The sequence below is a fragment of the Hymenobacter coalescens genome (genome assembly GCF_054783195.1).
The window spans coordinates 75,043-98,052 of sequence record NZ_BAAGRA010000004.1 but is presented as its reverse complement, the minus strand read 5'-3'; the positions used below and the strand labels follow the sequence as shown (position 1 = coordinate 98,052).

At 65.1% G+C, this 23,010-nt stretch carries 15 protein-coding genes; 9 read left to right on the top strand and 6 right to left on the bottom strand.

The features are described 5' to 3' along the window. Positions 1-115 precede the first annotated feature (115 nt). Positions 116-703, top strand: a complete 588-nt coding sequence (locus tag ACYVKQ_RS03545; protein WP_460575681.1) for an arylesterase — start codon at positions 116-118, stop codon at positions 701-703. Between the two features lie 131 nt (positions 704-834). Here ACYVKQ_RS03545 and glgP read toward each other — a convergent pair whose 3' ends face one another. Next, positions 835-2,493: an alpha-glucan family phosphorylase gene (glgP, locus tag ACYVKQ_RS03540; RefSeq protein WP_460575679.1), complete on the bottom strand. Its 1,659-nt coding sequence runs from the start codon at positions 2,491-2,493 to the stop codon at positions 835-837. Positions 2,494-2,785: 292 nt separating this feature from the next. Here glgP and ACYVKQ_RS03535 point away from each other — a divergent pair, with 292 nt between their 5' ends. From ACYVKQ_RS03535 to ACYVKQ_RS03515, 5 genes are all read left to right on the top strand, one after another. Then, positions 2,786-4,213, top strand: a complete 1,428-nt coding sequence (locus ACYVKQ_RS03535) for a hydrolase (protein WP_460575677.1) — start codon at positions 2,786-2,788, stop codon at positions 4,211-4,213. A gap of 176 nt (positions 4,214-4,389) precedes the next feature. Continuing rightward, the gene (locus ACYVKQ_RS03530; protein ID WP_460575676.1) at positions 4,390-6,303 is read left to right on the top strand and encodes a glycoside hydrolase family 13 protein; all 1,914 of its coding nucleotides are present in this window, start codon (positions 4,390-4,392) and stop codon (positions 6,301-6,303) included. Between the two features lie 112 nt (positions 6,304-6,415). Next, on the top strand, positions 6,416-7,123 hold the full coding sequence (locus ACYVKQ_RS03525; RefSeq protein ID WP_460575674.1) for an SDR family oxidoreductase: 708 nt from the start codon (positions 6,416-6,418) through the stop codon (positions 7,121-7,123). A gap of 131 nt (positions 7,124-7,254) precedes the next feature. Next, positions 7,255-9,108: an alpha-amylase family protein gene (locus tag ACYVKQ_RS03520; protein ID WP_460575673.1), complete on the top strand. Its 1,854-nt coding sequence runs from the start codon at positions 7,255-7,257 to the stop codon at positions 9,106-9,108. 157 nt (positions 9,109-9,265) lie between these two features. Further along, positions 9,266-10,882 carry an MFS transporter gene (locus tag ACYVKQ_RS03515; protein ID WP_460575671.1) on the top strand — a complete coding sequence of 539 codons (1,617 nt, stop codon included), beginning with the start codon at positions 9,266-9,268 and terminating at the stop codon, positions 10,880-10,882. A 78-nt stretch (positions 10,883-10,960) separates the two neighbouring features. Here ACYVKQ_RS03515 and ACYVKQ_RS03510 read toward each other — a convergent pair whose 3' ends face one another. Continuing rightward, entirely contained in the window at positions 10,961-11,377 is a 417-nt protein-coding gene (locus tag ACYVKQ_RS03510) for a hypothetical protein (protein WP_460575669.1), read from the bottom strand. A 148-nt stretch (positions 11,378-11,525) separates the two neighbouring features. Between ACYVKQ_RS03510 and ACYVKQ_RS03505 the strand changes: the two genes are divergently transcribed. Together ACYVKQ_RS03505 and ACYVKQ_RS03500 are read left to right on the top strand one after the other, a co-directional pair. Further along, positions 11,526-12,635, top strand: a complete 1,110-nt coding sequence (locus tag ACYVKQ_RS03505) for a glycosyltransferase family protein (protein WP_460575667.1) — start codon at positions 11,526-11,528, stop codon at positions 12,633-12,635. A gap of 64 nt (positions 12,636-12,699) precedes the next feature. Continuing rightward, positions 12,700-14,541 (top strand): family 10 glycosylhydrolase, encoded by a 1,842-nt coding sequence (locus ACYVKQ_RS03500; RefSeq protein ID WP_460575665.1) that lies wholly within the window; start codon positions 12,700-12,702, stop codon positions 14,539-14,541. A 78-nt stretch (positions 14,542-14,619) separates the two neighbouring features. On the opposite strand, the gene ACYVKQ_RS03495 is transcribed toward ACYVKQ_RS03500, so the two are convergent. Beyond that, complete coding sequence (locus tag ACYVKQ_RS03495; protein WP_460575663.1) at positions 14,620-16,341, bottom strand: M28 family metallopeptidase; 1,722 nt, start codon at positions 16,339-16,341, stop codon at positions 14,620-14,622. Positions 16,342-16,658: 317 nt separating this feature from the next. Here ACYVKQ_RS03495 and ACYVKQ_RS03490 point away from each other — a divergent pair, with 317 nt between their 5' ends. Continuing rightward, positions 16,659-19,712 carry a M16 family metallopeptidase gene (locus ACYVKQ_RS03490; RefSeq protein ID WP_460575661.1) on the top strand — a complete coding sequence of 1,018 codons (3,054 nt, stop codon included), beginning with the start codon at positions 16,659-16,661 and terminating at the stop codon, positions 19,710-19,712. A gap of 93 nt (positions 19,713-19,805) precedes the next feature. Here ACYVKQ_RS03490 and ACYVKQ_RS03485 read toward each other — a convergent pair whose 3' ends face one another. The 3 genes from ACYVKQ_RS03485 to ACYVKQ_RS03475 all read right to left on the bottom strand — a co-directional run bounded on the left by ACYVKQ_RS03485 (position 19,806) and on the right by ACYVKQ_RS03475 (position 22,970). Continuing rightward, positions 19,806-20,234: a hypothetical protein gene (locus ACYVKQ_RS03485; RefSeq protein WP_460575659.1), complete on the bottom strand. Its 429-nt coding sequence runs from the start codon at positions 20,232-20,234 to the stop codon at positions 19,806-19,808. A gap of 42 nt (positions 20,235-20,276) precedes the next feature. After that, positions 20,277-21,311 (bottom strand): SPASM domain-containing protein, encoded by a 1,035-nt coding sequence (locus ACYVKQ_RS03480; RefSeq protein WP_460575657.1) that lies wholly within the window; start codon positions 21,309-21,311, stop codon positions 20,277-20,279. Positions 21,312-21,506: 195 nt separating this feature from the next. Next, positions 21,507-22,970 carry a TlpA family protein disulfide reductase gene (locus ACYVKQ_RS03475; protein ID WP_460575655.1) on the bottom strand — a complete coding sequence of 488 codons (1,464 nt, stop codon included), beginning with the start codon at positions 22,968-22,970 and terminating at the stop codon, positions 21,507-21,509. Between the last annotated feature and the right edge of the window lie 40 nt (positions 22,971-23,010).

Here is a 23,010-nt window from a genome sequence, read left to right as displayed (position 1 = left end):
CCGCATGATCCTCCGCTTGCTGCTGCTGCTGCTGGGCTGCAGCCTGTTGGGCACGGCTTGTTCGTCCCCATCCGGCAACCAGTCCGGGCAGGCCGCGGCTCCTCGGCCCCCCGTTATGCGCAACATTGTTTTCTTCGGCAACAGCCTCACCGCCGGCTACGGCCTGCCCGCCCCGCAGGCTTTTCCGGCCCTGATTCAGCAAAAAATAGACGCGCAGGGGCTGGCTTGGCAGTGCATCAACGCCGGCGTAAGCGGCGAAACCACCGCCGGCGGGCTGCAGCGCCTGCCCACGGTGCTCAGCCGCCGCCGGCCCGACGTGTTTGTGCTGGAGCTGGGCGCCAACGACGGGCTGCGCGGTATTCCGGTGCGCGAAACCACCCAAAACCTGCAGCGCATCATCGACGAGGTGCAGCGCCAATACCCGGACTGCCGCATCGTGCTCGTGGGCATGGAATTTCCCTTCGACCTGAGCGCTTTCGGCCACCACCAGTATGGGCGCTACGCCCAGGAGTTCAAAGCGCAGTTTCGGTCCCTGGCTGAGAAAAACAGACTGGATTTCGTGCCTTTCCTGCTGCAAGGCGTACTGGGCCGACCCGAGCTGAACCTGCCCGACCGCGCCCACCCCAACGCTTCCGGCTACCGCATCGTGGCCGAAAACGTGTGGGCGGTGCTGGAGCCCGTGCTACGCACGGCGGTGAAATAGTGAGGTGGTGCGTTTGACATTCGGACACCCCTAAATGCGCAAGCGGCCCCGGCAATTGAGTTGCCGGGGCCGCTTGGCTTGGGTAAGGTAACGTGGGCGAACCAGGAGCCGCGTAAACGACACCTCGCCGCTTAGGCGTTGTACATCAGCTCGTAGTACTCCGTGGCCATGCGGCCCGACTCGAACTGCGGCTCCACCTCGCGCATGGCGGTCTGCACGATTTTCCAGTAGGCGGCGGGGTTGCCGTAGTAAAGGGGCAGAATCTCGTTTTCGAGCACGTCGAGGGTGCCGGCGGCTTCTTCGCGGTCCTTCTGCTCGTCGGGGGCGTCGAGGTCGGCCAGCGGGATGAGGAAGCCGTTTTCGCCGTGGCGCACGAACTCCGGAATCCAGCCGTCGGGGATGCTCAGGCTCAGCGCGCCGTTCATGGCGGCCGTCATGCCCGAGGTGCCCGAGGCTTCGCGCGGGAAGCGCGGCGTGTTCAGCCAGATGTCGCAACCCTTCTTCAGCAGGGCCGAAAGCCCCAGCTCGTAGCCGACGAGCACGGCGCAGTTTTTCAGGTGCCGGGTGCGGGTAATCAGTTCGTTGAACAGGCCGATGGCGCCGTAGTCCTTCGGGTAGGGCTTGCCGGCCCAGATGACCTGCACCGGACGGTCCGCGTTGGTGACCAGCGCCTCGAAGCGGGCGAAGTCATTCATGATCAGGTTCGCGCGCTTGTAGCCGGCAAAGCGGCGCGCCCACACCACCGTCAGCACGTCCGGGTCGAACACGTTGCCGGTTTGGTTGGCCACTTCGCGGAACAGCTCTTCCTTGAGCTGGCGCTTGCGGGCCTTCAGGTTTTTGACAGCGGTGCTGGCCGGCGAGTTCAGGGCCTTGTGCAGCGGGGCGTCGCGCCAGTAGGTACCGTTCTGCGAGTTGGTGATGTGCACGATGGGGCAAATGCCCGCGTTGCCCTGCCACATGTCGCGGGCCACGCGGCCGTGCACTTCCGACACGCCGTTGGCGATGCGCGAGAGGCGCAGGGCGGTGAGCGTGTAGTTCAGCTTTTCGTCGTGTACCAGGCCCAAGTCACGCACCTCCCGGCCCGTCACGCCGCCGAAAAACGACATGTCTTCGAGCAGCTTCATACCGTGCTCCTCGTTGCCGGCCAGCTCCGGGGTGTGGGTGGTGAACACCAGGCGCTTCTTCACTTCCTCCAGCTGCTTGCCGTGCTTCTCGTAGAGGTAGAAGCCCAGCGGCAAGCCGTGGCCTTCGTTGAGGTGGTACACCTCGGGCGCGCGGTTGAGCAGGTCCAGCAGCTTGCCGCCGCCCACGCCCAGCAGGATGCTCTGGGCCACGCGGGCCGCGAGGTCCGCGTCGTAGAGGTGGTGGGAGATGGTGCGCGAGAGGTAGTCGTTTTCGGGAATGTCGGTGGTGAGGAAGAACATCGGGCAGGTGCCGAACACTTCCGGGGCCAGGTAGTAGGCCTTCACCTTCACCGGGGCCGAGTGAATGGTGATGTCGAAGGTGAAGCCCGTGTCCTGCAAGAAGCTGTAATGCTTGGCCACGTAATCGACGCGCAGGGTCGCGTCCTGCTGGCGGTTCTGGTCGTAGTAGCCGTAGCTCCACAGAATGCCGATGCCGATCAGGTTTTGCTTGAGCTCGTAGGCCGAGCGCATGTGCGAGCCGGCCAGGAAGCCCAGGCCGCCCGAGTAGGTTTTCAGGGCCTGGTCGATGGCGAATTCCATCGAAAAGTACGCCGCCGACTTGCTGAATTCGGGAGCGGGCTGGTAGGTAGAGAAGGTGAAAGCCATGAAGAGAGAAGAGGGTGAAATGCCGCCGGGCAGGGCGAACTGCCAACGGATCGGCAAACCTAAAAAAATGGCGCAACAAAAACGCCTTGGATGCCAGCGCGGCATAAGGTACAAAAGCCCGTTGAGCTGTGCTGAATAAGGGCTCATTGGGCCGCGGGTGGCAAGCGCATATCGATGTATATTTTTTTAAAAACGCAGGATATATTTTAACAAAATGGTAATTTAAGCCCCGCTGCTTTAGGCATTTCTGCCAAGTAGCTTTGTTCTCTTCCATTCCACCTCCATTACACCTATGAAGTTTTTCTCCCGCCTGTGGGCTGCCCCACTGCTGGCCGTGGCCGTGGCCTGCGCCAAAACCGACGGCCCGCTGCCGCAGGGCACTTTGGCGCCCGTCGTGACCAGCCAGAACGCCTCCAACACCGGCTTCCCCGAGGGCTTTGAATCGGGCACCAAAACGGCTTACACCACCGGCACCGTCACGCTGGGCTCCGGCTCCTGGACGCTGAACGACGCGCTGCTCGGCAACACCACCGCCGACCCAAAAACCGGCGCGCAATCGGCGCGGGTGCGCAACGTGGGCTCCCTGACCATGAACTTCAACGTGACGGGCGGCGCGGGCACCGTCACCATCGGCCACGCCGTGTACGGCACCGACGGCAGCTCCGCCTGGGAGCTGTGGAAATCGACGGACAGCGGCAGCACCTATTCCAAGGTCGGCTCTACCGTCACCAGCAGCAGCACGGCGCTCGGCACGGCCACCTTCACCGTGAACCAGAGCGGCGCGGTGCGCTTCCAGATCCGCAAGGTGTCGGGCGGTACCAACCGCATCAACATCGACAACGTCGACATCCAGACCTACGGCGGCACCACTACGCCGCCCCCCACGGGCACGGGTAAGAAATTCCTCATCGACGGGGCGCACGGCGAGCTGGCCGGCAACGCCGACTGGGTGCTGGACGTGGACAGCGGCATTCCGGTGCGCTTCCCCACCCCGGCCGTCTCGGGCATCACCAGCACCACCCCGGAAACGTACTGGACGGGCGCCATTTCGGCCTGGGGTGTGGCCCTGGTGAAGCTGGGCCACTCGGTGGAGCAGCTGCCCTCGGGCACCTTTACCTACGGCACCACCGCCACCCAGGACCTGCAGAACTACGACGTGCTCATCATCAACGAGCCGAACGTGCGCTTCACCACGGCCGAGAAGACGGCCCTGCTGCAGTTCGTGCAGAACGGGGGCGGCCTGTTTATGATTTCGGACCACGACATTTCGGACCGCAACAACGACGGCTGGGACTCGCCCGACATCTGGAACGATTTGATGGCCGGCAACCCCTTCGGCCTCACCGTCAACCTCGACAACATCGTGGAGAACAGCACCAACGAGCTGGTATCGAGCACCAACCAGATCCTGAACGGTCCGCAGGGCGCCGTCACGCAGCTGTCGTTCCACAACGGAGCCACGGCCACGCTCAATCCCTCGGCCAACAGCACGGTGAAGGGTCTGATCTGGCGCAACTCGGCCACCCAGGGCAACTCGCTGGCCATGTGCGCCAGCAGCACCTACGGCGCGGGCCGCATCGTATTCATCGGCGACTCTTCGCCGGCCGACGACGGCACCGGCTCGCCCGGCAACACGGTGTACGACGGCTGGAACGAAAACGCCAGCCACTCGCGCCTGCACCTGAACGCCTCGCTCTGGCTGGCTAAATTGACCAACTAAGACCGGCCGGGCCCGCACCTGGTTTCCAACCGGCGCCGCTGCTCCATTCAGGGTGGCGGCGCTTTGTTTTAGCTTGATAGTCAGGGCGTAGCTGGGCGCGGCTTTGATGCCCGCGGGCAAAGCTTCTACTTTGCGCCGGGCGCCGGTACGGCGTCGTTTTCTTGCGTTGTTATTTTATGTTCCGACTGCTCCGCCTTCCCGCCTGGCTGCCGCTGCTGTGCCTGCTTGGCGCCCCCGCGCTGCCCGCCCACGCCACCGCGCCACTGCCCGCGGCCCCGGCTGCCAAAGCCGGCATTACCCGCATCGACCCCACGTTCTGGTGGGTCGGCATGAAAAACCCCGCGCTGCAGCTGCTGGTGCACGGCCCGGGCATCGGGCAGAGCACGGCGGCCATCGAAGGCAGCTACCCGGGCGTGACCATCACCGGGCAGCAGAAACTGGAAAGCCCCAACTACCTGCTCGTGGACCTGCGCGTGGAGCCCACGGCCCAAGTGGGCAAGCTGCCGCTAACCTTCACGGGCGGGCCGAAAAAGCTGCGGTACCAGTACGAGCTGCGGGCCCGCACCACGCCCGGCGACAAGAGCAAGGTGCAGGGCATCAGCAGCGCTGATTTCATCTACCTGCTCATGCCCGACCGTTTTGCCAACGGCAACCCCAAAAACGACGTGGTGAAGGGCATGCGCGCCCCCGGCGTAGCCCGCGACTCCATGTACGCGCGCCACGGCGGCGACCTGCAGGGCATCGAGCAGCACTTCGGCTACCTGAAGGAGCTCGGCGTGACGGCCATCTGGCCCACGCCCGTAGTGGAAAACGACATGCCCAAGGCCAGCTACCACGGCTACGCCCTGACCGACTACTACGCCGTGGACCGGCGCTACGGCTCCAACGAGGACTACGTGCGCTTTGTGCAGCGCGCCCACCAGCAGGGCCTGAAGGTGGTGCACGACGTGGTGCTCAACCACATGGGTTCCTATAACTACCTGTTCCTGGATCAGCCGGCCAAAAGCTGGTTTCACCAGTGGCCGCAGTTTACCCGTTCCAACTTCCGCGACGCGGCCTTCAACGACCCCTACGCCTCCCGCTACGACCGGAAACAATTCGGTGAAGGGTGGTTTGACACGACCATGCCCGACCTGGCCCAGGAAAACCCGCAGGTGGCCACCTACCTCATCCAGAACTTCCTCTGGTGGGTGGAATACACCGGCCTGGATGGCTACCGCGTCGACACGTACACCTACTCCGACCGCGACTTCCTGATGAAGTGGGGCGAGGCCATCGGGGCGGAGTACCCGCAGCTGGGCCTGTTCGGCGAAACCTGGGTGCAGGGCACCGGGCAGCAGGCCTACTTCGCCCGCAACAACTTCGCGGCGGCGCAGGGCTTCAAAAGCAACCTGCCTGGCGTGCTTGACTTTCAGCTGCAGTACGCCCTGAACGAGGCGCTGACCAAGGAACCGGGCTGGACCGAAGGCATCAACAAGCTGTACTACACCATGCAGGCCGACTGGATGTACGAGGACCCGCAGCGCAACGTGGTGTTTCTCGACAACCACGACGTGAGCCGCTTCTACTCGGTTATCGGCGAGGACTTCAGCAAGTTCAAGATGGGCCTGGCCTGGCTGCTGACCACCCGCGGCACGCCGCAGCTGTACTACGGCACCGAAATCCTGATGAAGAACTTCTCCAGCCCCGACGGCAAGGTGCGCGAGGACTTCCCCGGCGGCTGGCCCGCCGACCGACAGAACGCCTTCACCAAAGCCGGGCGCACCGAGGCGCAGAACACGGCCTTCGAGTACGTGAGCCGGCTGGCCAACTACCGCAAGGCGCACCCCGTGCTCCACACCGGCAAGTACCAGCACTTCATCCCCGACAACGGCGTGTACACTTACTTCCGCTATAATGACCAGGGCGAGACGGTGATGGTGGTGATGAACGCCGCCAAGGAGGCGCGCACCTTCACCACCGAGCGGTTTGCCGAGCGCCTGCAGGGCTACACCACCGCCGAGGAAGTGCTGACCGGCACCCGCGTGCCCAGCCTGCAGACCATGAAAGTGCCGGCCTACACGGCCTGGGTGCTGGAACTGCGGAAGTAAGGCCGCGGGCCCGTCGGCTGCAAAAAGGGCCGCCGGAGGCGAACCTCCGGCGGCCCTTTCGTATTATTTGGGACGAAACCCGACCTGATTTGTACCACTAGCTGCCGCAACCATGACTGATCTGACCAACCAAGTGGCCATCGTGACCGGCGCCTCGCGCGGGATTGGCCGCGCCATTGCCACCGTGCTGGCCGTGCAGGGCGCGCAGGTGGTGTGCGTCGCCCGCTCCGAGGACGAGTTGCTCGAAGTAGCCCTGAAAACCAACGGCCTGGCCGTGGTGGCCGACGTGAGCGACGAGCAGGACGCCCGCCACGTGGTGGCCGAAACCCTGAGCCGCTACGGCCGCCTCGACATCGTGGTGTGCAACGCCGGCGTGGGCTCGTTCAACCTGCTGGAAAACTTCAGCGCGGAAGAGTGGGACCGGATGTTCGACGTGAACGTGAAAGGTACCTTCCTGCTCTGCAAGGCTGCCCTGCCGCACCTCAAGGAGCAGGGCCGCGGCCACATCGTGGGCATTGCTTCCGACGTGGCCAAGCGCACCTTCGTGCACGGCACGGCCTACGGGGCCAGCAAATACGCCCAGCACGCCGTGCTCGACGCACTGCGCAAGGAAGCCCGCCCGCACGGCATCAAGGTGAGCGTGCTGTACCCGGGGCTGGTGGATACGCACTTCAACGAGGCGCAGCCCGGCGGCCCGGACAAAGCCAAAACTCACCTGCAGCCCATCGACGTGGCCCACGCCGTGCGCTACGTGCTCGAAGCCCCGGCCCACGTGGTCATCGATGAGCTGATGCTGCACCCCCTCTCGCAGGAATGGTGAGCCTAAAGGGTTTGGGGCGCCGGCCGGCTTTCCGGCGGCGCGGCCGGGTGGCCAGGAATTAAAATAATTGCGCAAGAAAAACGCGTTTCCCCCCGACCCGAACGGGCCTAAATCCCTAAATTACCGTCCTTATGCGACGTCCCCTCCTGCTGTCGGCCACCCTGCTTACCCTGGGCCTGACTGCCTTCTCCCCTTCACCCGTGGCGTCTCCGCCCATGGCCGACTACCTAGCCCCCGCCCCCGGCGACCCGAACACCACCGACGAAGCGGTGCAGGACCACAAAATCATCATCTACCAGCTGATGGTGCGCCTGTTCGGCAATCAGAAAACCCTGAACAAGCCCCACGGCTCGGCGGCGGAAAACGGCGTCGGCAAGTTCAACGACATCACCGACCAGGCCCTGCAGGAAATCAAGAAGCTGGGCGCCTCGCACGTGTGGTACACCGGCGTGCTCGAGCACGCCACCATGACGGACTACTCGAAGTTCGGCATTGCCGTGGACGACGCGGACGTGGTGAAGGGCCGCGCCGGCTCGCCCTACGCCGTGAAGGACTACTACGACGTGGACCCCGACCTGGCCGTGAGCGTGCCCAAGCGCATGCAGGAGTTCGAAGCCTTGGTCAAGCGCACCCACAAAAACGGCCTGAAGCTCTTCATCGACTTCATTCCGAACCACGTGGCGCGCAGCTACAAGTCGGACGCCAAGCCGGCGGGCGTGGTGGACCTGGGCGAAAAAGACGACAAGACCCAGGCCTTCGCGCCGAACAACAACTTCTACTACCTGCCCGGCAAAGCCTTCGTGGTGCCCAAGGGCGCCGACCCGCTCGGGCCCGCCGCCAAGGGCCCGAAGGAAGACAGCAAGTACCAGGAAAACCCCGCCAAGGCCACGGGCAACGACGTGTTCAGCGAAGCGCCGAGCATCGATGACTGGTACGAAACCATCAAGCTCAACTACGGCGTGGACTACCAGAACGGGCGCAAGCTGCACCTGGACCCCATCCCGGATACCTGGCTGAAGATGCGCGACATCCTCGTGTTCTGGGCCCAAAAGGACGTGGACGGCTTCCGCTGCGACATGGCCGAGATGGTGCCCGTGGAGTTCTGGGCTTGGGTGATTCCGGAGGTGAAGAAGGTGAAACCCGGCATCCTGTTCATGGGCGAGGCCTACAACGCCAAGGAATACCGCACTTACCTGGAACGCGGGCAGTTCGACTACCTCTACGACAAGGTGGGCCTCTACGACGGGCTGCGCCGCCTGATGACGGGCGGGGGCAAGCTAGAGGACGTTACCCGCGTGTGGAAAGAAGAAAGCCGCGGCTTCTCCTCGCGCATGCTCCGCTTCCTCGAAAACCACGACGAGCAGCGCATTGCCTCCAAAGACTTCGCCGGCGACGCGAAAACCGCCATTCCGGCCATGACGGTGTCGGCCACGCTGGGCTCGGGGCCGGTGATGCTGTACTTCGGGCAGGAAGTGGGCGAGCCGGGCCGCGGGGCCGAGGGCTTCAGCTCGGAGGACGGCCGCACCACCATTTTCGACTACTGGGGCGTGCCCGAGCACCAGAAGTGGCTGAACGGCGGCAAGTTAGACGGCGGCCGCCTGAGCCTGCAGCAGAAGCAGCTGCGCGACTTCTACCGCCGCCTGCTCAACCTCACGGCCCAGAGCGAGGCCCTGCGCAAGGGCCGCTTCTACGAGCTGCAGGACGCCAACAACCTCAGCAAGGAATACGACGACAAGAAGCTCTACAGCTACCTGCGCTTCACCGACAAGCAGCGCATGCTGGTGGTGGCCAACTTCAGCCCCACGCAGACCTACGTGCCCACTATCACCATCCCGGCCGCGGCCTGGCAGCTGATGGGCCTGGCCGCGCAGCCGCAACGCTACACCTACACCGACGTGCTCAACGGCCGCTCCGACAACAGCTCCCCGCGCATCACGCTGCCGCCCATGTCGGCGGTTATCCTCGAAATCGAACCGAAAAAGTAAGCTCCGTGGGCAGCCGTAGACTGTCCTGCTGAGCCCCGCCGCAGCCGTGCCACGGCTTCGCTGAGCTTGCGGCCTGGCACGCGCACGCCGGGCTTGGGGCCTCCGCGCAAAGTACCCCACTCCGTCCTATCTTCCGCATTCCCACATCCTTTCCGTTATGGCTTCAGGCGCCGCCGTTACTTCCCCCGCCACCGCCACGCGCAAGCCGCCGCTCTCGTTCTGGCAGATCTGGAACATGAGCTTCGGCTTTCTCGGCATTCAGTTCGGCTTCGAGCTGCAGAATTCCAACGTCAGCCGCATCTTCGAGACGCTGGGGGCCAACAAGGACGACATTCCCATCCTCTGGATTGCTGCCCCGGTGACCGGCCTGCTGGTGCAGCCCATCATCGGCTACCTCTCCGACCGGACCTGGAGCCCGCGCCTGGGCCGGCGGCGGCCGTTCTTTTTGATCGGCGCCATCCTGGCTTCGCTGGCGCTGATTGTGATGCCCAACTCCTCGGCGCTGTGGATGGCCGGCGGCATGCTCTGGATCATGGACGCTTCCATCAACATCTCCATGGAGCCGTTCCGCGCCTTTGTGGGCGACAAGCTGCCCTCGGAGCAGCGCACCTCGGGCTTCGCCATGCAGAGCTTTTTCATCGGAGTGGGCTCCGTCATTGCCGCGCTGCTGCCGTGGGTGTTCACCAACTGGCTGGGCATGAGCAATACGGCCCCGGCCGGCGAGATTCCGCCCTCGGTAAAGTGGGCCTTCTACGTGGGCGCGGCAGCCTTTTTCCTCTCGGTGCTCTACACCGTGCTGACCAGCACCGAAACGCCGCCCGAGGACATGGAGGCGTTCCGGGCCGAAAACGCCAAGGTGGGCATGTGGGACGGCCTGCGCGAGTCCTTTGCGGGCATTTTTCACATGCCGGCCGCCATGAAGCAGCTGGCCGTGGTGCAGTTCTTCACCTGGTTTGCGCTGTTTTCGATGTGGATTTACGCCACCAACGCCGTAACCAGCAACATCTACAACATGCGCGTGGACGCGCCGCTGTACCAGAAGCTGAAAGCGCAGATTGGCAGCGCCACGGCTGGTGCGGCGGGCACCAAGGAGCTGGACGGGCTGCGCCGCGACGTGACGGAAATCGACCAGTTCCAGGCCGATAAAGCCGACAAGGTCATCACCCTGAACATGGCCAACTACGCCCTGGCGAAGGGCCAGCTGACCGCGGCCGAGCGGGCTACCGCCCAGCGCGTGCAGCAGCAGTACAACGACGGGGCTGACTGGCTAAGCCTGTGCTCCTCGGTGCGCAACGGCGTCGCCGCCGTGTTTGCCTTCATTATTCCGCTGATTGCGGCCCGCACCAGCCGCCGCCGCACCCACATGCTGTGCCTGCTGCTGGGTGGCCTGGGCTTGGTGTCCCTCAAGTTCATCACCAACCCCGACTTCATCATCGTGTCGATGGCGCTGGTGGGCATTGCCTGGGCCAGCATCCTCTCCATGCCCTACGCCATTCTGGCTGGCTCCCTGCCCGCCAACCGCATGGGCTACTACATGGGCGTGTTCAACTTCTTCATCGTCATTCCGCAGATCGTGGCGGCCTCCATCCTGGGTTACTTCACCGTGCACCTGTTTCAGGGCAACACCCTGAACACGCTGGTACTCGGCGGAGCCAGCATGGTGCTGGCCGGCCTGCTCACCCTGCGCGTGCGCGACGACGACGACACGCACGTGGCCGCCGTGATGGAAAACCCCGGCTACGACACGCCGGTGCTGACGAACCCGCAGGCCTAACAGGCCGCGTCGTCTAACGCAAAACCGCCCCGGTTGCCAAAGCGCAGCCGGGGCGGTTTTGCGTTAAGGGATAGTGCTTTAGGTGCCCGCCTGCAGCCAGTGGTGGGCCGGCAGCTCCTCGGTGAAGTTGCGCACCTCGGCGTCCTGGCGCACCTGCTCGGGCAGGGTGGGCTCCACGGCCTGCAGGCGCCCGGTGATGATTTCAACGTCGCGGGGCGTGACGAGGTAGGCCAACCGGCGCGGGGCCGGCAGCACGCCCCGCAGCTGCGGGCGGAAGGTGGCCAGCACCCAGGCAAAGTCTTCGGGGGCGGCCAGGCCGCGGGCGCGCAGGTCGATAAGCCAGTGGCTGCACTGCTTCTCGCGGGCCAACTCCAGCGCGGCCTGGTACCCGGCGCGGTGCTCCGCCGATGACACGGGCCGCGCCCAGCGCATGAACAGCAGGTGCAGATCGGGGCGGTAAGAAAGGCGCAGGTAGTCCCGGTCGACGGTTTCCATAGCAGGAGCAAGTAGCAAGGCAAAGATGCGGCGGCCGGGAATAGATGCACTCACCGGCGGAGGCGAAAAGTTCGGGTGCTCAGCGGTAACACAGCGGGGGTTGGTTCTCGTAAGCTTCAAGCCGCGCTTCCACCCGATTTGCCCCTTTATGCTACCCGTTCACGGCTTCTTTGTTTTCTTTTTCGGGGTGTGCCTGCTGCTGCTGATTCGCTTGCTCACCCAGTGGCGCCGCCCGGCGCCGGCCGTGGCCCGGCCGCGCGTGAGCATCCTGCTGCCGGCCCGCAACGAGGCCTACCACATCGAGCGGTGCCTGCAGCGGCTGGCGGCCCTGAATTACCCCGCCGATAAGCTGGAAATCCTCATCGGCGACGACCACAGCACCGACGACACGGCGGCCGTGGTGCAGCGCTTTATCCGGGACAAGCCGCAATTTCGGCTGGTGAGCATCGGCGCGCCGGTGGGCCAGGCTAAGGGCAAGAGCAACGCCATTGCCCAGCTCTGCCGGCAGGCCACGGCCGACTACTTCCTGCTCACCGACGCCGACATGGCGCTGGCCCCCAACTGGGTGCAGCACATGCTCGGCGCCGCCGATATCGACGGGGCGGGCCGCGTGGGCGTGGTAACGGGTGCCACCACGGCCGAAGGCGGCCTGTTTGGGCGTATGCAGGGCCTGGATTGGCTTTTCGGCCTCAGTGTCATCCGGCTGCTGTCCGACGCGGGGCTGCCCGTCACGGCCGTGGGCAACAACATGCTGGTGACGCGCGCCGCCTACGATTCCATTGGCGGCTACGAGGCGCTGGCGTTTCAGATAACGGAGGACCTGCAGCTGTTCAGCTGCATCGTGGACGCCGGCTGGGACTACCGCAACCTCTGGCACCGGGAGGTACTGGGCGTATCGGCGCCGCAGCCCACGGTGCAGTGCCTGCTGGAGCAGCGCAAGCGCTGGATGCGCGGCACCGGGCGGCTGCCGTGGTACCTCTCGGGGCTGTTCGGGCTGTACGGCATCTTCTACACCGTGCTGTTTTGCCCGCCTTTCGTCTCCTGGCCCTACACCCCGCTGATTTTAGGCCTGAAGGTGGTTCTGCAAACGCTGTTTCTGCACGTGAGCCTGCGGCAGGTAGGCCGCCGCGAACCGCTGTGGGTGCTGCTGGGCTACGAGTATTACCTCTGCTTTATGTCGGTGCTGGTGCTGGTGTACACCGTGCTGCCGGGCCACATTCGCTGGAAAGAGCGCCGCTACGTGTGGGCGGAGGTGTAGCCGGGCGTGGGGCCTTGGAGCGGATGCGCTATACTTGCCATTCGTCCAACCTCATTCCCATCCTATGAAGCACGCTTACCTCCGCCTGCCCCGGCTTTGGGGCGCCCTCCTGCTGAGTTGCCTGGGGCTCGGGGCCTCTGCCCAGACCCTGGCCGTATCGCCCAAGCGCGAAATGCGCGCCGTGTGGGTGGCGCACGTGTTCAACCTGGACTGGCCGCGCAGCAAAACCCTCACGCCCGCCCAGCAGCGCGCCGATTTCATCAGCCTGCTCGACCGCCACAAAGCCAACGGCCTCAACGCCGTGGTGGTGCAGGTGCGGGCCTCGGCCGACGCCATTTACCCCAGCACGCTGGAGCCCTGGAGCGAGTGGCTCACCGGCACCCAGGGCGTGGGCCCGCAGCCGGCCTACGACCCGCTGCAGTTCATGATCCGCGAGGCCCACAAGCGCGGCCTGGAGTTTCACGCCTGGGTAAACCCCTACCGGGCCGTGACCAACGCCAACACGTCCAGCATTGCCGCTTCGCACGTCACGCGGCAGCACCCCGACTGGGTGGTGCCCTTCGGCACGCTACGCGTGCTCAACCCCGGCCTGCCGCAAGTGCGCCAGTACCTCACCCGCGTGGTGATGGACGTGGTGCGCCGCTACGACATCGACGGGATGCACTTCGACGACTACTTCTACCCGGCGCCGGTAACCGGGCAGACCTTCGACGACGACGCGGCCTTCGCGGCCGATCCGCGCGGCTTTACCACCAAGGCCGACTGGCGCCGCGACAACATCGACCTGTTCGTGCGCACCATCTCGGACAGCATCCGGGCGCAGCGGCCGCGGGTGAAGTTTGGCATTTCGCCCCCCGGCGTGTGGCGCAACGGCACCACGGTGGGCGGCACGGCCACCACGGCCTTCCAGAGCTACACCGACATCTTCGCCGACTCGCGCAAGTGGCTGCAGCAGGGCTGGGTCGATTACCTGGCTCCGCAGGTGTACTGGACGCCCACCACCACGGCCGCCCGCTACGACCTCATCGTGCCGTGGTGGAACCAGCAGGTATCAGCCACCACGCCCCGCCACGTGTACATCGGCCACGCGGCCTACAAAGTCAGCGCCACCGCCACCGACGCCTTCAACCAGCCCACGCAGATTCCGAACCAGATTCGGCTGGTGCGGCAGCAGCCCAACGTGCAGGGCAGCCTGTTCTACAAATCCACCGAGCTGCTGAATAATCCGTTGGGCGTAGCCGACTCCTTGCGCACCAACTTCTACCGGCACCGCGCCTTGGTGCCCACCATGCCGTGGAAAGACAACGTGGCGCCCACCACGCCCATGCAGGCCGGTTTGTGGAACAACCCCCAAACCGGCTTCATCGAGATTAACTGGCGGCCCGGCCCGGCGGCCTCCGACGGCGAAACAGCCCGCTGGTACGCCGTATACCGCCTGCCCGGCACCATCACGGGCCCCATCACGGCGGCGCACCTGGCCGATCCGGCCAACCTGGTGGCCATTCTCGACACGACGCACTTCCGCGAAGCCGCCACGCCGGCCAATGCCAGCTCGCGCTACACCGTCACGGCCTTGGACCGCCTGCACAACGAAAGCGCGCCGGCGCAGCTGATCCTGCTGCTGCCCAACAAGGTGGCCGGCGAAACGGCCGCGCTGGAGCCGGCTTTCCCGAACCCCTTCGGCGAAAGCACCCAGCTGAGCTTCCGCCTGTCCACTGCCGGCGACGCCTCCGTGCAGGTGTACGACCTGACGGGCTGCCTGGTGAGCCGTCTGGCCCAGGGCCCGCACGCAGCCGGGCGCCACACCGTCACGCTGAGGGCGGGCACGCTGCCGGCCGGCCTCTACGTCATCCGCCTGACCACCGGGGGCGGCACCTGGCAGCAAAAAGTGCTGCTGACGCGGTAATTCTGCCCGCCCGGCCATCGACAACAAAAAGCCCCGACCGGATCCGGTCGGGGCTTTTCGTTGGAGCCTTGCCGCGCCTCAGGTCCTCGGCTGGGCCTGCAGGCTTTTCTCGCGGATGGTCTTGAACTCCGAACCTGCTTTCCACTGCGGAAAAGTGGTTTCGTCGGCCAGGCGCTGCCCGATGCGGAACAGCAGGCGGGCGTCCTGCACCATGCCGCCGAGGTCCATGTCGGGGCGGTACTCGTCGCTGGGCTGGTGGTAGCGCCGAGCTTCGTACTCCTCGTTTTGCCGGGCGGCAAACGCCTTGCCCTTGGAGAGGCTTTCGTAGCGGCCCGAGGCGTAGAGCGCCGGCACGCCCACGTGGGCCAGGCTGAAGTGGTCGGAGCGGAAAAAGTGGCCCTGCTCCGGCGTTTGGTCGGGCACGATGTAGCGGCCCTGCGCCTGGGCGGCAGCCGTGGCATAGTCGTCCAGCTCCGACTGCCCGTAGCCCACGATGGTCAGGTCCTTCATCGGGCCGAAATCGGCCAGCGCGTCCATATTCAGGGCCGCTACGGTTTTGCGGAGCGGAAACACGGGGTGCTGCGCGTAGTAGGCCGAGCCGAGCAGGCCCTGCTCCTCACCCGTGACGGCCAGAAACACGATGCTGCGCTGCGGCTTCTGTTTGGCCTGCTGAAAGGCTTTGGCAATGCTCAGCAAGGCGGCGCAGCCCGAGGCGTTGTCCACGGCGCCGTTGTAGATGGAGTCGCCCTGCACGGGGGCACCCACGCCGAGGTGGTCCCAGTGGGCGGTGTAAAGCACGTACTCGCTCGGGCGCGTGGTGCCGGGCAGCACGGCCAGCACGTTTTTGGAGGCCTTGCGGGTGGAGGTGTACGTGAGGCTGGTGCTCAGGCCGAGGCCCAGCGGCCGGGGCTTGAAGCCGGGCTTGTTGGCGGCCGCCTGCAGGGCCTCGAAGCTCTGCCCGGCCGCCCTGAACAGGCGCTGGGCTGCGTCGAGCGTAATCCAGCCTTCCAGTCCGCACGTCGGAGTGCCCTGGGCATCGGGCTGCGGAAACAGCTGCGCGCCGCTCCAGCTGCTTTGCACCACCGACCACGGGTAGGAGGCCGGGCGGGTGTCGTGCACGATGAGCACGGCCGCCGCGCCCTGCCGGGCGGCCTCCTCGTATTTGTAGGTCCAGCGGCCGTAGTAGGTCATGGCCTTGCCCTTGAACAGGGCGGTGTCGCCGGTGATAAAGCCCGGGTCGTTGATGAGTACCACCACGGTTTTGCCCTTCACGTCGAGCCCGGCGTAGTCGTCCCAGCCGTACTCGGGCGCCACCACGCCGTAGCCGGCAAACACCAAAGGCGAGTTCTGCAGCAGAATCATCTCCTCGACCTTCTGATGGGTGGTGCGCTGCTCCTGCCGGGTAATGGCGACAAAGTCTGTTTGGTAGCGCAGCGTCAGCGGGCTTTTGCCGCCGCTGATCTGCATGGTGGCGGCCGGCGTGCTCATGGTTTCCACCAGCGGCACGTTCTGGAAGTAGCTGCCGTCGGAGCCGGGCTGCAGGCCCAGCTTGCGGAACTCCTCGGCCAGGTACGCGACGGTTTTGGTCTCGCCTTCGGTGAAGGGCTTACGGCCCTGGAAGTCGTCGGAGGCCAGTCGGCGCAGGTGCCGGCCGATCAGGGCCGCCGTGATGCTGTCGTGGGGGGCGGTGGTGGTGTCGGAAGAGGCCGAGGCGCCGCCGGCGGAAGAAGAGGGGTTGCTTGGGCAGCCGGTCAGCAGCCCAAGGCCCAGCAGCGCGGCAACCGCGGAAAGGAAGCGCATACGGAAAGGGGTTTGGCGAAAGCACCGCGGCCGGGCGGCCGGGCACGGCGCAATATGCAGACGAAAACCACCGGGCCGCTTCCCTCAGGCGGGCGGAGCAGCCAAGGCCGGGCCGCGGAACCGGGTGCCCAGGGGGCGGCGTTGGGCCCGTGAGCGGCGGTATTGAGGCTGCTCGGCGGCCAGTTGGTAGATTGCGCGGCGGCGGTACGCAGCTACAAGCGTTTTGGTTGCGTCCTTTGCGCGAACCCGCCGGCTGGCCCCGCGCCAGAAGTCAGGACGCTCCTTACCTTGCTTTACACATACTCACCATTCCCCCTATGACCCGCAACCAACTGTTGCTTCTCGGCCTGGGTGCTTTTCTGACGGTGTCCTCGCCGCAGATGGCAACGGCCCAGACGAAAGCCAAGCCGGCCGCCACGGCCACCAAAGCCACCGCCGGCGGCACCCGCCTCGTCGAGAAAGTAACCCGCAAGCCCGGCGAAGTCGTCATTCCCTACGAGAAGTACGTGCTGCCCAACGGCCTCACGCTCATCGTGGCCGAAGACCACTCCGACCCCATCGCGCACGTCGACGTGACCTACCACGTGGGTTCGGCCCGCGAAACCATCGGCAAGTCGGGCTTTGCGCACTTCTTCGAGCACATGATGTTCCAGGGCTCCGACCACGTCGGCGACGAGCAGCACTTCAAGATTGTGTCCTCCTCGGGCGGTACGCTGAACGGCACCACCAACCGCGACCGGACCAACTACTTCGAAACGCTGCCCTCGAACCAGCTGGAAACCGCGCTGTGGCTCGAAGCCGACCGCATGGGCTTCCTGCTGGACGCCGTGACGGAGAAGAAGTTTGAAGTGCAGCGCGCCACCGTGAAAAACGAGCGCGGCCAGAACTACGACAACCGTCCCTACGGCCTGGCGTCGGAGAACATCAGCAAGACGCTGTACCCCTACGGCCACCCCTACTCCTGGCTGACCATCGGCTACCTGGAAGACCTGAACCGCTCGGACCTGCAGGACCTCAAGAACTTCTTCCTGCGCTGGTACGGCCCGAACAACGCCACCGTGACCGTGGGCGGCGACGTGAAGCCCGCCGAGGTGGTGAAGCTGGTGGAAAAGTACTTCGGCTCCATCCCGCGCGGCCCCGAGGTGCAGAACATGAAGCTGCCTGTGCCCACGCTGGCCTCGGACCGCTACGTGAGCTACCAGGACAACGTGCGCTTCCCGATGCTGCAGATGGTGTTCCCGACGGTGCCGGGCAACCACCCCGACGAGCCGGCCGTGGACGCGCTGGCCGCCATCCTGGGCGGTTCCAAGACTTCGCCGCTGTACCAGAACCTGGTGAAGGCCCAGAAAGCCGTGCAGGCGCAGTCGTACCACCCCACCTCCGAGCTGAGCGGGGAATTCACGATGGTGGGCCTGGGCTTCCCGGGCAAGCCGCTGAGCGAGCTGGAAACCATCATGCGCGCCTCCATTGAGGAGCTGGCCAAGCGCGGCATCACCGACGAGGAAGTGGCCCGCTATAAGGCCTCGGCCGAAGCCGACCTGATCAACCGCCTGCAGAGCGTGAGCGGCAAGGTGAGCACCCTGGCCGCCTACCAGTTCCAGACCGGCAACCCCAACCGCCTGCCCGTGGACCTGAAGCGCATTCAGTCGCTGACCAAGGCCGACGTGGAGCGCGTGTTCAAGCAGTACGTGCTCGGCAAAAAGGCCGTCATCCTGAGCGTGGTGCCCAAGGCCAACCCGGACCTGATTGCCAAAGCCGACAACTACACCGTCGACAAGTCGGGCTTCAAGGCGCCCAAGGACGAGTACGCCGGCCTGAAGTACAACAAAGCCAAGGACACCTTCGACCGCGCCCAGCAGCCCAAGGCCGGGGCCGCCCCCATGGTGGCCGTGCCCGCCGTGTGGAAGGCTGATATGCCCAACCAGCTGAAGGTCATCGGCACGCAGAACGCGGAAATGCCGACCACCACGCTGCTGCTCACCATCCGCGGCGGCCACCGCCTGGAGGCTGCCATGCCCCAGAAGGCCGGCATCGCCTCGCTGACGGCCAGCATGCTGGAAGAAGGCACCGAGAAGTACTCGGCCGAGCAGTTCGATGCCGAGCTGGAAAAGCTGGGCAGCAACATCAGCGTTTCGTCGGATGCCGACGGCACGCAGGTGTACGTGCAGAGCCTCACCAAGAACTTGGACAAGACGCTGGCCCTGGTGGAGCAGCGCCTGCTGCACCCCAAGTTTGACCAGGCCGACTTCGACCGCCTCAAGAAGCAGACCCTGGAAGGCATTGCCAACCAGAACACGCAGCCGGTGGTCATTGCCAACAAAACCTACAACCGCCTGCTCTACGGCCAGAACGACATCATGGCTGTTCCGACCTCGGGCACGGCCGCCACGGTGGGCAGCCTGACCCTGGACGACGTGAAGCAGTTCTACCAGAGCTACTACGCGCCCAACATCAGCCACTTGGTGGTGGTGAGCGACCAGCCGCAGGCCAGCATCGCGCCCAAGCTCACGTTCCTGAACCAGTGGAGCACCAAGCCGGTGGAGCTGCCCAAGGCCACGGCCTCGGCCAAGACCGACAAGACCAAGCTGTACTTCGTGAACAAGGACGGCGCGCCGCAGTCGGAAATCCGCATCGGCTACGTGGGCCTGCCCTACGACGCGACGGGTGAGTACTACCGCGCGTACCTGATGAACTACATCCTGGGCGGCGCCTTCAACTCGCGCATCAACCTGAACCTGCGCGAAGACAAAGGCTACACCTACGGCGCCCGCTCGGGCTTCCAGGGCAGCCGCTACGCCGGTCCGTACACGGCCCAGGCCGGCGTGCGCGCCGATGCTTCGGCCGCCTCGGTGAAGGAGTTCATGAAGGAAATCGAGCTGTTCCGCAAGGAGGGCATCACCGACGAGGAGCTGGCGTTCCTGAAGGCCAGCATCGGCCAGAGCGACGCGCTCAAGTACGAAACCGGCCAGCAGAAGGCCGCCTTCCTCTCGCGCCTGGTGGAATACGACCTGCCCACGGACTACGTGAAGCAGCAGACGGAAATCCTGAACAACCTCACCAAAGAGGACGTGAAGACGCTGGCCAACAAGTACCTGCCCGAGCAGATGTACATTGTGACGGTGGGCGACAAGAAGTACCTGCCGGAGCTGAAGCAGCTCGGCTACGAGGTAGTGGAGCTGGACATGGAGGGCAACCCCGTGGCCCCGGCCGTAGCCGCTGAGCCCGCCGCCGCTCCCGCTGCCCCCGCCACGACCACCAGCGACAAGAAGTCGAAGGTGAAAGTGAAGGAGGACGGCAAGAAGGAGAAGCGCAAGATGAAGTCCGACGAGGACGGCACGAAGGACAAGACCAAGACCGAGCAGGGCAAGTAAGCCCCGCCGCTGGTCCACTGACCGGATGCAAAAAGGGCGTCACCGCACTGGTGATGCCCTTTTTTTGTGGTTGCGCGGCCGCTTACCCGGCGGCTAGCGGCGCTGCTGCTCCGTCTGCAGCCAGCGAATGGCTTCGCCCTCGTCGCCGAAGAAGGCCACCACGAAGGGTTGCTGGTCGTAGCCGCTGGGCGGCAGGTAGCCGGGTCCGGTCACGATGGCTTCGAGCAGGGCCGGGCCGGTGAGGTAGGCCACGGCCAGGCGGCCGCCGAGGCGCTGGGCCATCAGCGGAAAGTAGTCGGCCAGCAGCCAGCGCGTAATGGCCGGGTCGTTCAGGGTGCGGCGGCGGATGTCCTGCAGCCAGAAGCGGCAGCCGCAAGCCAGGGCCTGCTCGGTGAGCTGCTCGTAGATGGGGGGCAGCTCGGCCGGGTCGGGCTGGTAGCCCCAGCGGCTCACCAGCAGGCCGAGGTCGGGGCGGTACGCGGAGTGAAGCAGTTGATCAACGGGTGTGGAGGCAAACGGCATGCGGCGGTAAGGAAAGCTATTGGGTAAGCGCGGAAACGACGGTTAGCCCCACACGCGGGTGCCCTCGGTGCAGTTGCGGCACATTTCCACCTGGTCGCGGCCCTTGAGCAGCGCCCGGCGGAAGCCCGCGTATTTGGGCCCGTGCCAGAGCTGCCGGAACGTGGTCTGCTGCAAGTCGCCGAGGCGGTACTCGGCGTCCTTGTCGAAGCAGCAGGGCACCACCAGCCCGTCCCAGGTGATGACGCAGCTGTGCCACATCTTCCAGCAGTGGTTGAGCAGGCGGTTCTTAATGCTCCACGAGCCGTCCTGGTTGTTCTGGTAGCGCGAGTAGTAGTCGATGGTCGGAATAAGCGGCGAGCCTTGCTGGTAGTCGTAGATCTGCGCGGTCTTAAACCACACGTCGTCCACGCCCAGCTCGGCGGCGAGGCGCCGGGCGTCCTCCATCTGGTGCTCGTTGGGGCGCACCACCAGAAACTGAAAGATGATGCGCGGCGTCTGAGACTGCAGCTCCCGCTTGTACTTCACCACGCGCTTGGTGCCCTCGATGACCTTGTCGAGCTTGCCGCCCACGCGGTACTGCTGGTACACGTCCTGGGTGGTGCCGTCGAGGGAAATGATGAGGCGGTCGAGGCCGCTTTCCACGGTTTTGCGGGCGTTGGCCTCGGTCAGGTAGTGCGCGTTGGTGCTGGTGGCCGTGTAGATTTTCTTGCGCGAGGCGTACTGTACCATGTCCAGAAACTGGGGGTGCAGGTACGGCTCGCCCTGGAAGTAAAACGTGAGGTACCACAGCCGCGGGGCCAGCTCGTCGATGGTGCGCCGGAACACATCATCATGTAGCATGCCGGTGGGCCGGGTAAAAGAGCGCAGCCCGCTGGGGCACTCCGGGCAGCGCAGGTTGCAGGAGGTGGTGGGCTCCAGGCTCACGGCCAGCGGCAGTCCCCAGGCCCGCGACTTTTTGGTGAGCCGGCTGAGCACGTAGGAACTCGTCACCTGCGCCGCGTTCAGGGCGCGCAGCGGGGTGAGCTTGGAGAGGAAATTGAGCCCGTCCCGGACTGCGGAGGCTTTGAGCTGGGGCATGGCTGACGAACGTCGGACGGGCAAAGTGGATTCCGCAACCAAACCCGGTAAGCGGGCATTAGGTTGTTCGGCCAGGTAAAAATAGCAGCCCGCCCGCGTGGTGTGAGTCCGGGCTAGTGCCGGCATCTTAAAAAACAGTGGTGCCACGGCTTCGGGCCGTGGCACCACATCGTAGGGGCTGCCGGGAGCTGCGGCTTACTTGCCGGCGGGCAGTGTGCTGCTGTAGGTCGAGGCTTTGCCGAACGATTCCTTGATTTCGTCGATGGCGGCGCGGCTGCTCAGGCGTTTGGGCTTGGTGTTCAGGAAAGTGCCGTCCTCGGCGATGAGGAAATAGGCGGGCACTTCCTGCAGCATGTAGGCGCGGGCCAGGGGGCCGCGCTGCCCGCCCGCAGCGCGCAGGTGCGTGCCGCCGAGCTTCTTGCTGACCACGAGCTGCTTCCAAGCCGGCTCGTTCTCGTCCAGCGCGATGTTGACGAAGGCAATGTTCTGGCCGTTGAACTTCTTGGATAGCTCCTGGGCGTAGGGCAGGTCGCGCAGCGACAGGCCGCTGGTGGTGCGCCAGAAGTTCAGGTACACCAGCTTGCCGCGGAAGTCGCGCAGCGACACGGTGTCGCCCTGGGCCGAGACGAGCTTGAAGTCGGGGGCCGGCGAGCCGATGGCGAAGTCCTTGTGGGCGTCGAAGTCGGCCTTGAGCACGGGGTAGTACTTGTTGGTCTTGTCGACGGCGGCGCGGAAGTCTTCCAGCATGGCGGCCGACTGCTTCACGTGGCCGAAGCGGAACGACTCCTGCAGCACGCGCCCCATCACGATGGCCTTGGCCGGGCCCTGCAGCTTGTCCTTCGCCAGGTTATAGCACACCTGGTAGAATTCCGGGTCGCCTTTCTTGTGGCCGGCCGCGCCGGCGGCGTAGTGCACGTAGTTGAGCAGGAATTCCTGGTAGTTTTCGTTCTGCAGCGCCGATTCGTTATTGATCAGCGCCGCGTCGTTGAGGAAGTCGTAGTAGGTCGGCGACATCTTCAGGCGGCCCTCGGTGGCCACCACCTGCTCGCGCAGGTCCTGGAAGGTGAGCCGGTCGTTGGCGTAGCTGTAGTCCAGCTCGGCCTTCACGTAGCTGCGGAAAGCCGGCGACACGGCCTGGTCCTCTTCCACGTTCTTGAAAAACTTCTGCTCTTCCTTGCGGCGGTAGTCCAGGAATTGCAGAAACGGGGCTTCGTAGAGGCTGATGTTGTCGGGCAGCACCTGAAAGCCGTCGTTTTCCACGAAGTTCTCATCGAAGTCGGCCAAGTAGGTATTGGCCTCGGCGCCCTTGCCCTTGAACTTCACCGACGTGGCCAGGTCCTCGCCCTTGAAACGCACGTCCATGTTGGTGCCCGGCTCCAGCCACAGGCCCGCCACGTCGTCGCCGTACACCAGGTCGGCCTTGGTGGGGCCCTCCACCTTCAGCGCCAGCCGAAACTCGCCCTTGTCGTTGACGCGGGCGTAGGTGAGTTGCTCCTTGGGGTCGAGCGGGTGTTCGCGCACCGACACCGCCACCGTATCCGCCGTTTTGCCGTTGATTTTGCCGGTGAGCACCACGGTGCTTTGGGCCTGGCTTAGCAGTGGCGCCAGCAGTGCGGCCGTGAGCAGGCTCAGGGCGGAAAAGTGGGAGGCGAAAGACATCGGCGGCTAGGTATCGGGGTGAGGCAATGCGAACGACAAC

Excerpts from the sequence above, each read along its gene's own strand:
- ACYVKQ_RS03520 (WP_460575673.1), top strand. The coding sequence starts at position 7,255 with ATGCGACGTCCCCTCCTGCTGTCGGCCACCCTGCTTACCCTGGGCCTG.
- ACYVKQ_RS03500 (WP_460575665.1), top strand. The coding sequence starts at position 12,700 with ATGAAGCACGCTTACCTCCGCCTGCCCCGGCTTTGGGGCGCCCTCCTG.
- ACYVKQ_RS03530 (WP_460575676.1), top strand. The coding sequence starts at position 4,390 with ATGTTCCGACTGCTCCGCCTTCCCGCCTGGCTGCCGCTGCTGTGCCTG.
- ACYVKQ_RS03545 (WP_460575681.1), top strand. The coding sequence starts at position 116 with ATGCGCAACATTGTTTTCTTCGGCAACAGCCTCACCGCCGGCTACGGC.
- ACYVKQ_RS03515 (WP_460575671.1), top strand. The coding sequence starts at position 9,266 with ATGGCTTCAGGCGCCGCCGTTACTTCCCCCGCCACCGCCACGCGCAAG.
- ACYVKQ_RS03510 (WP_460575669.1), bottom strand. The coding sequence starts at position 11,377 with ATGGAAACCGTCGACCGGGACTACCTGCGCCTTTCTTACCGCCCCGAT.
- ACYVKQ_RS03505 (WP_460575667.1), top strand. The coding sequence starts at position 11,526 with ATGCTACCCGTTCACGGCTTCTTTGTTTTCTTTTTCGGGGTGTGCCTG.
- ACYVKQ_RS03480 (WP_460575657.1), bottom strand. The coding sequence starts at position 21,311 with ATGCCCCAGCTCAAAGCCTCCGCAGTCCGGGACGGGCTCAATTTCCTC.
- ACYVKQ_RS03485 (WP_460575659.1), bottom strand. The coding sequence starts at position 20,234 with ATGCCGTTTGCCTCCACACCCGTTGATCAACTGCTTCACTCCGCGTAC.
- ACYVKQ_RS03475 (WP_460575655.1), bottom strand. The coding sequence starts at position 22,970 with ATGTCTTTCGCCTCCCACTTTTCCGCCCTGAGCCTGCTCACGGCCGCA.
- glgP (WP_460575679.1), bottom strand. The coding sequence starts at position 2,493 with ATGGCTTTCACCTTCTCTACCTACCAGCCCGCTCCCGAATTCAGCAAG.
- ACYVKQ_RS03525 (WP_460575674.1), top strand. The coding sequence starts at position 6,416 with ATGACTGATCTGACCAACCAAGTGGCCATCGTGACCGGCGCCTCGCGC.
- ACYVKQ_RS03535 (WP_460575677.1), top strand. The coding sequence starts at position 2,786 with ATGAAGTTTTTCTCCCGCCTGTGGGCTGCCCCACTGCTGGCCGTGGCC.
- ACYVKQ_RS03490 (WP_460575661.1), top strand. The coding sequence starts at position 16,659 with ATGACCCGCAACCAACTGTTGCTTCTCGGCCTGGGTGCTTTTCTGACG.
- ACYVKQ_RS03495 (WP_460575663.1), bottom strand. The coding sequence starts at position 16,341 with ATGCGCTTCCTTTCCGCGGTTGCCGCGCTGCTGGGCCTTGGGCTGCTG.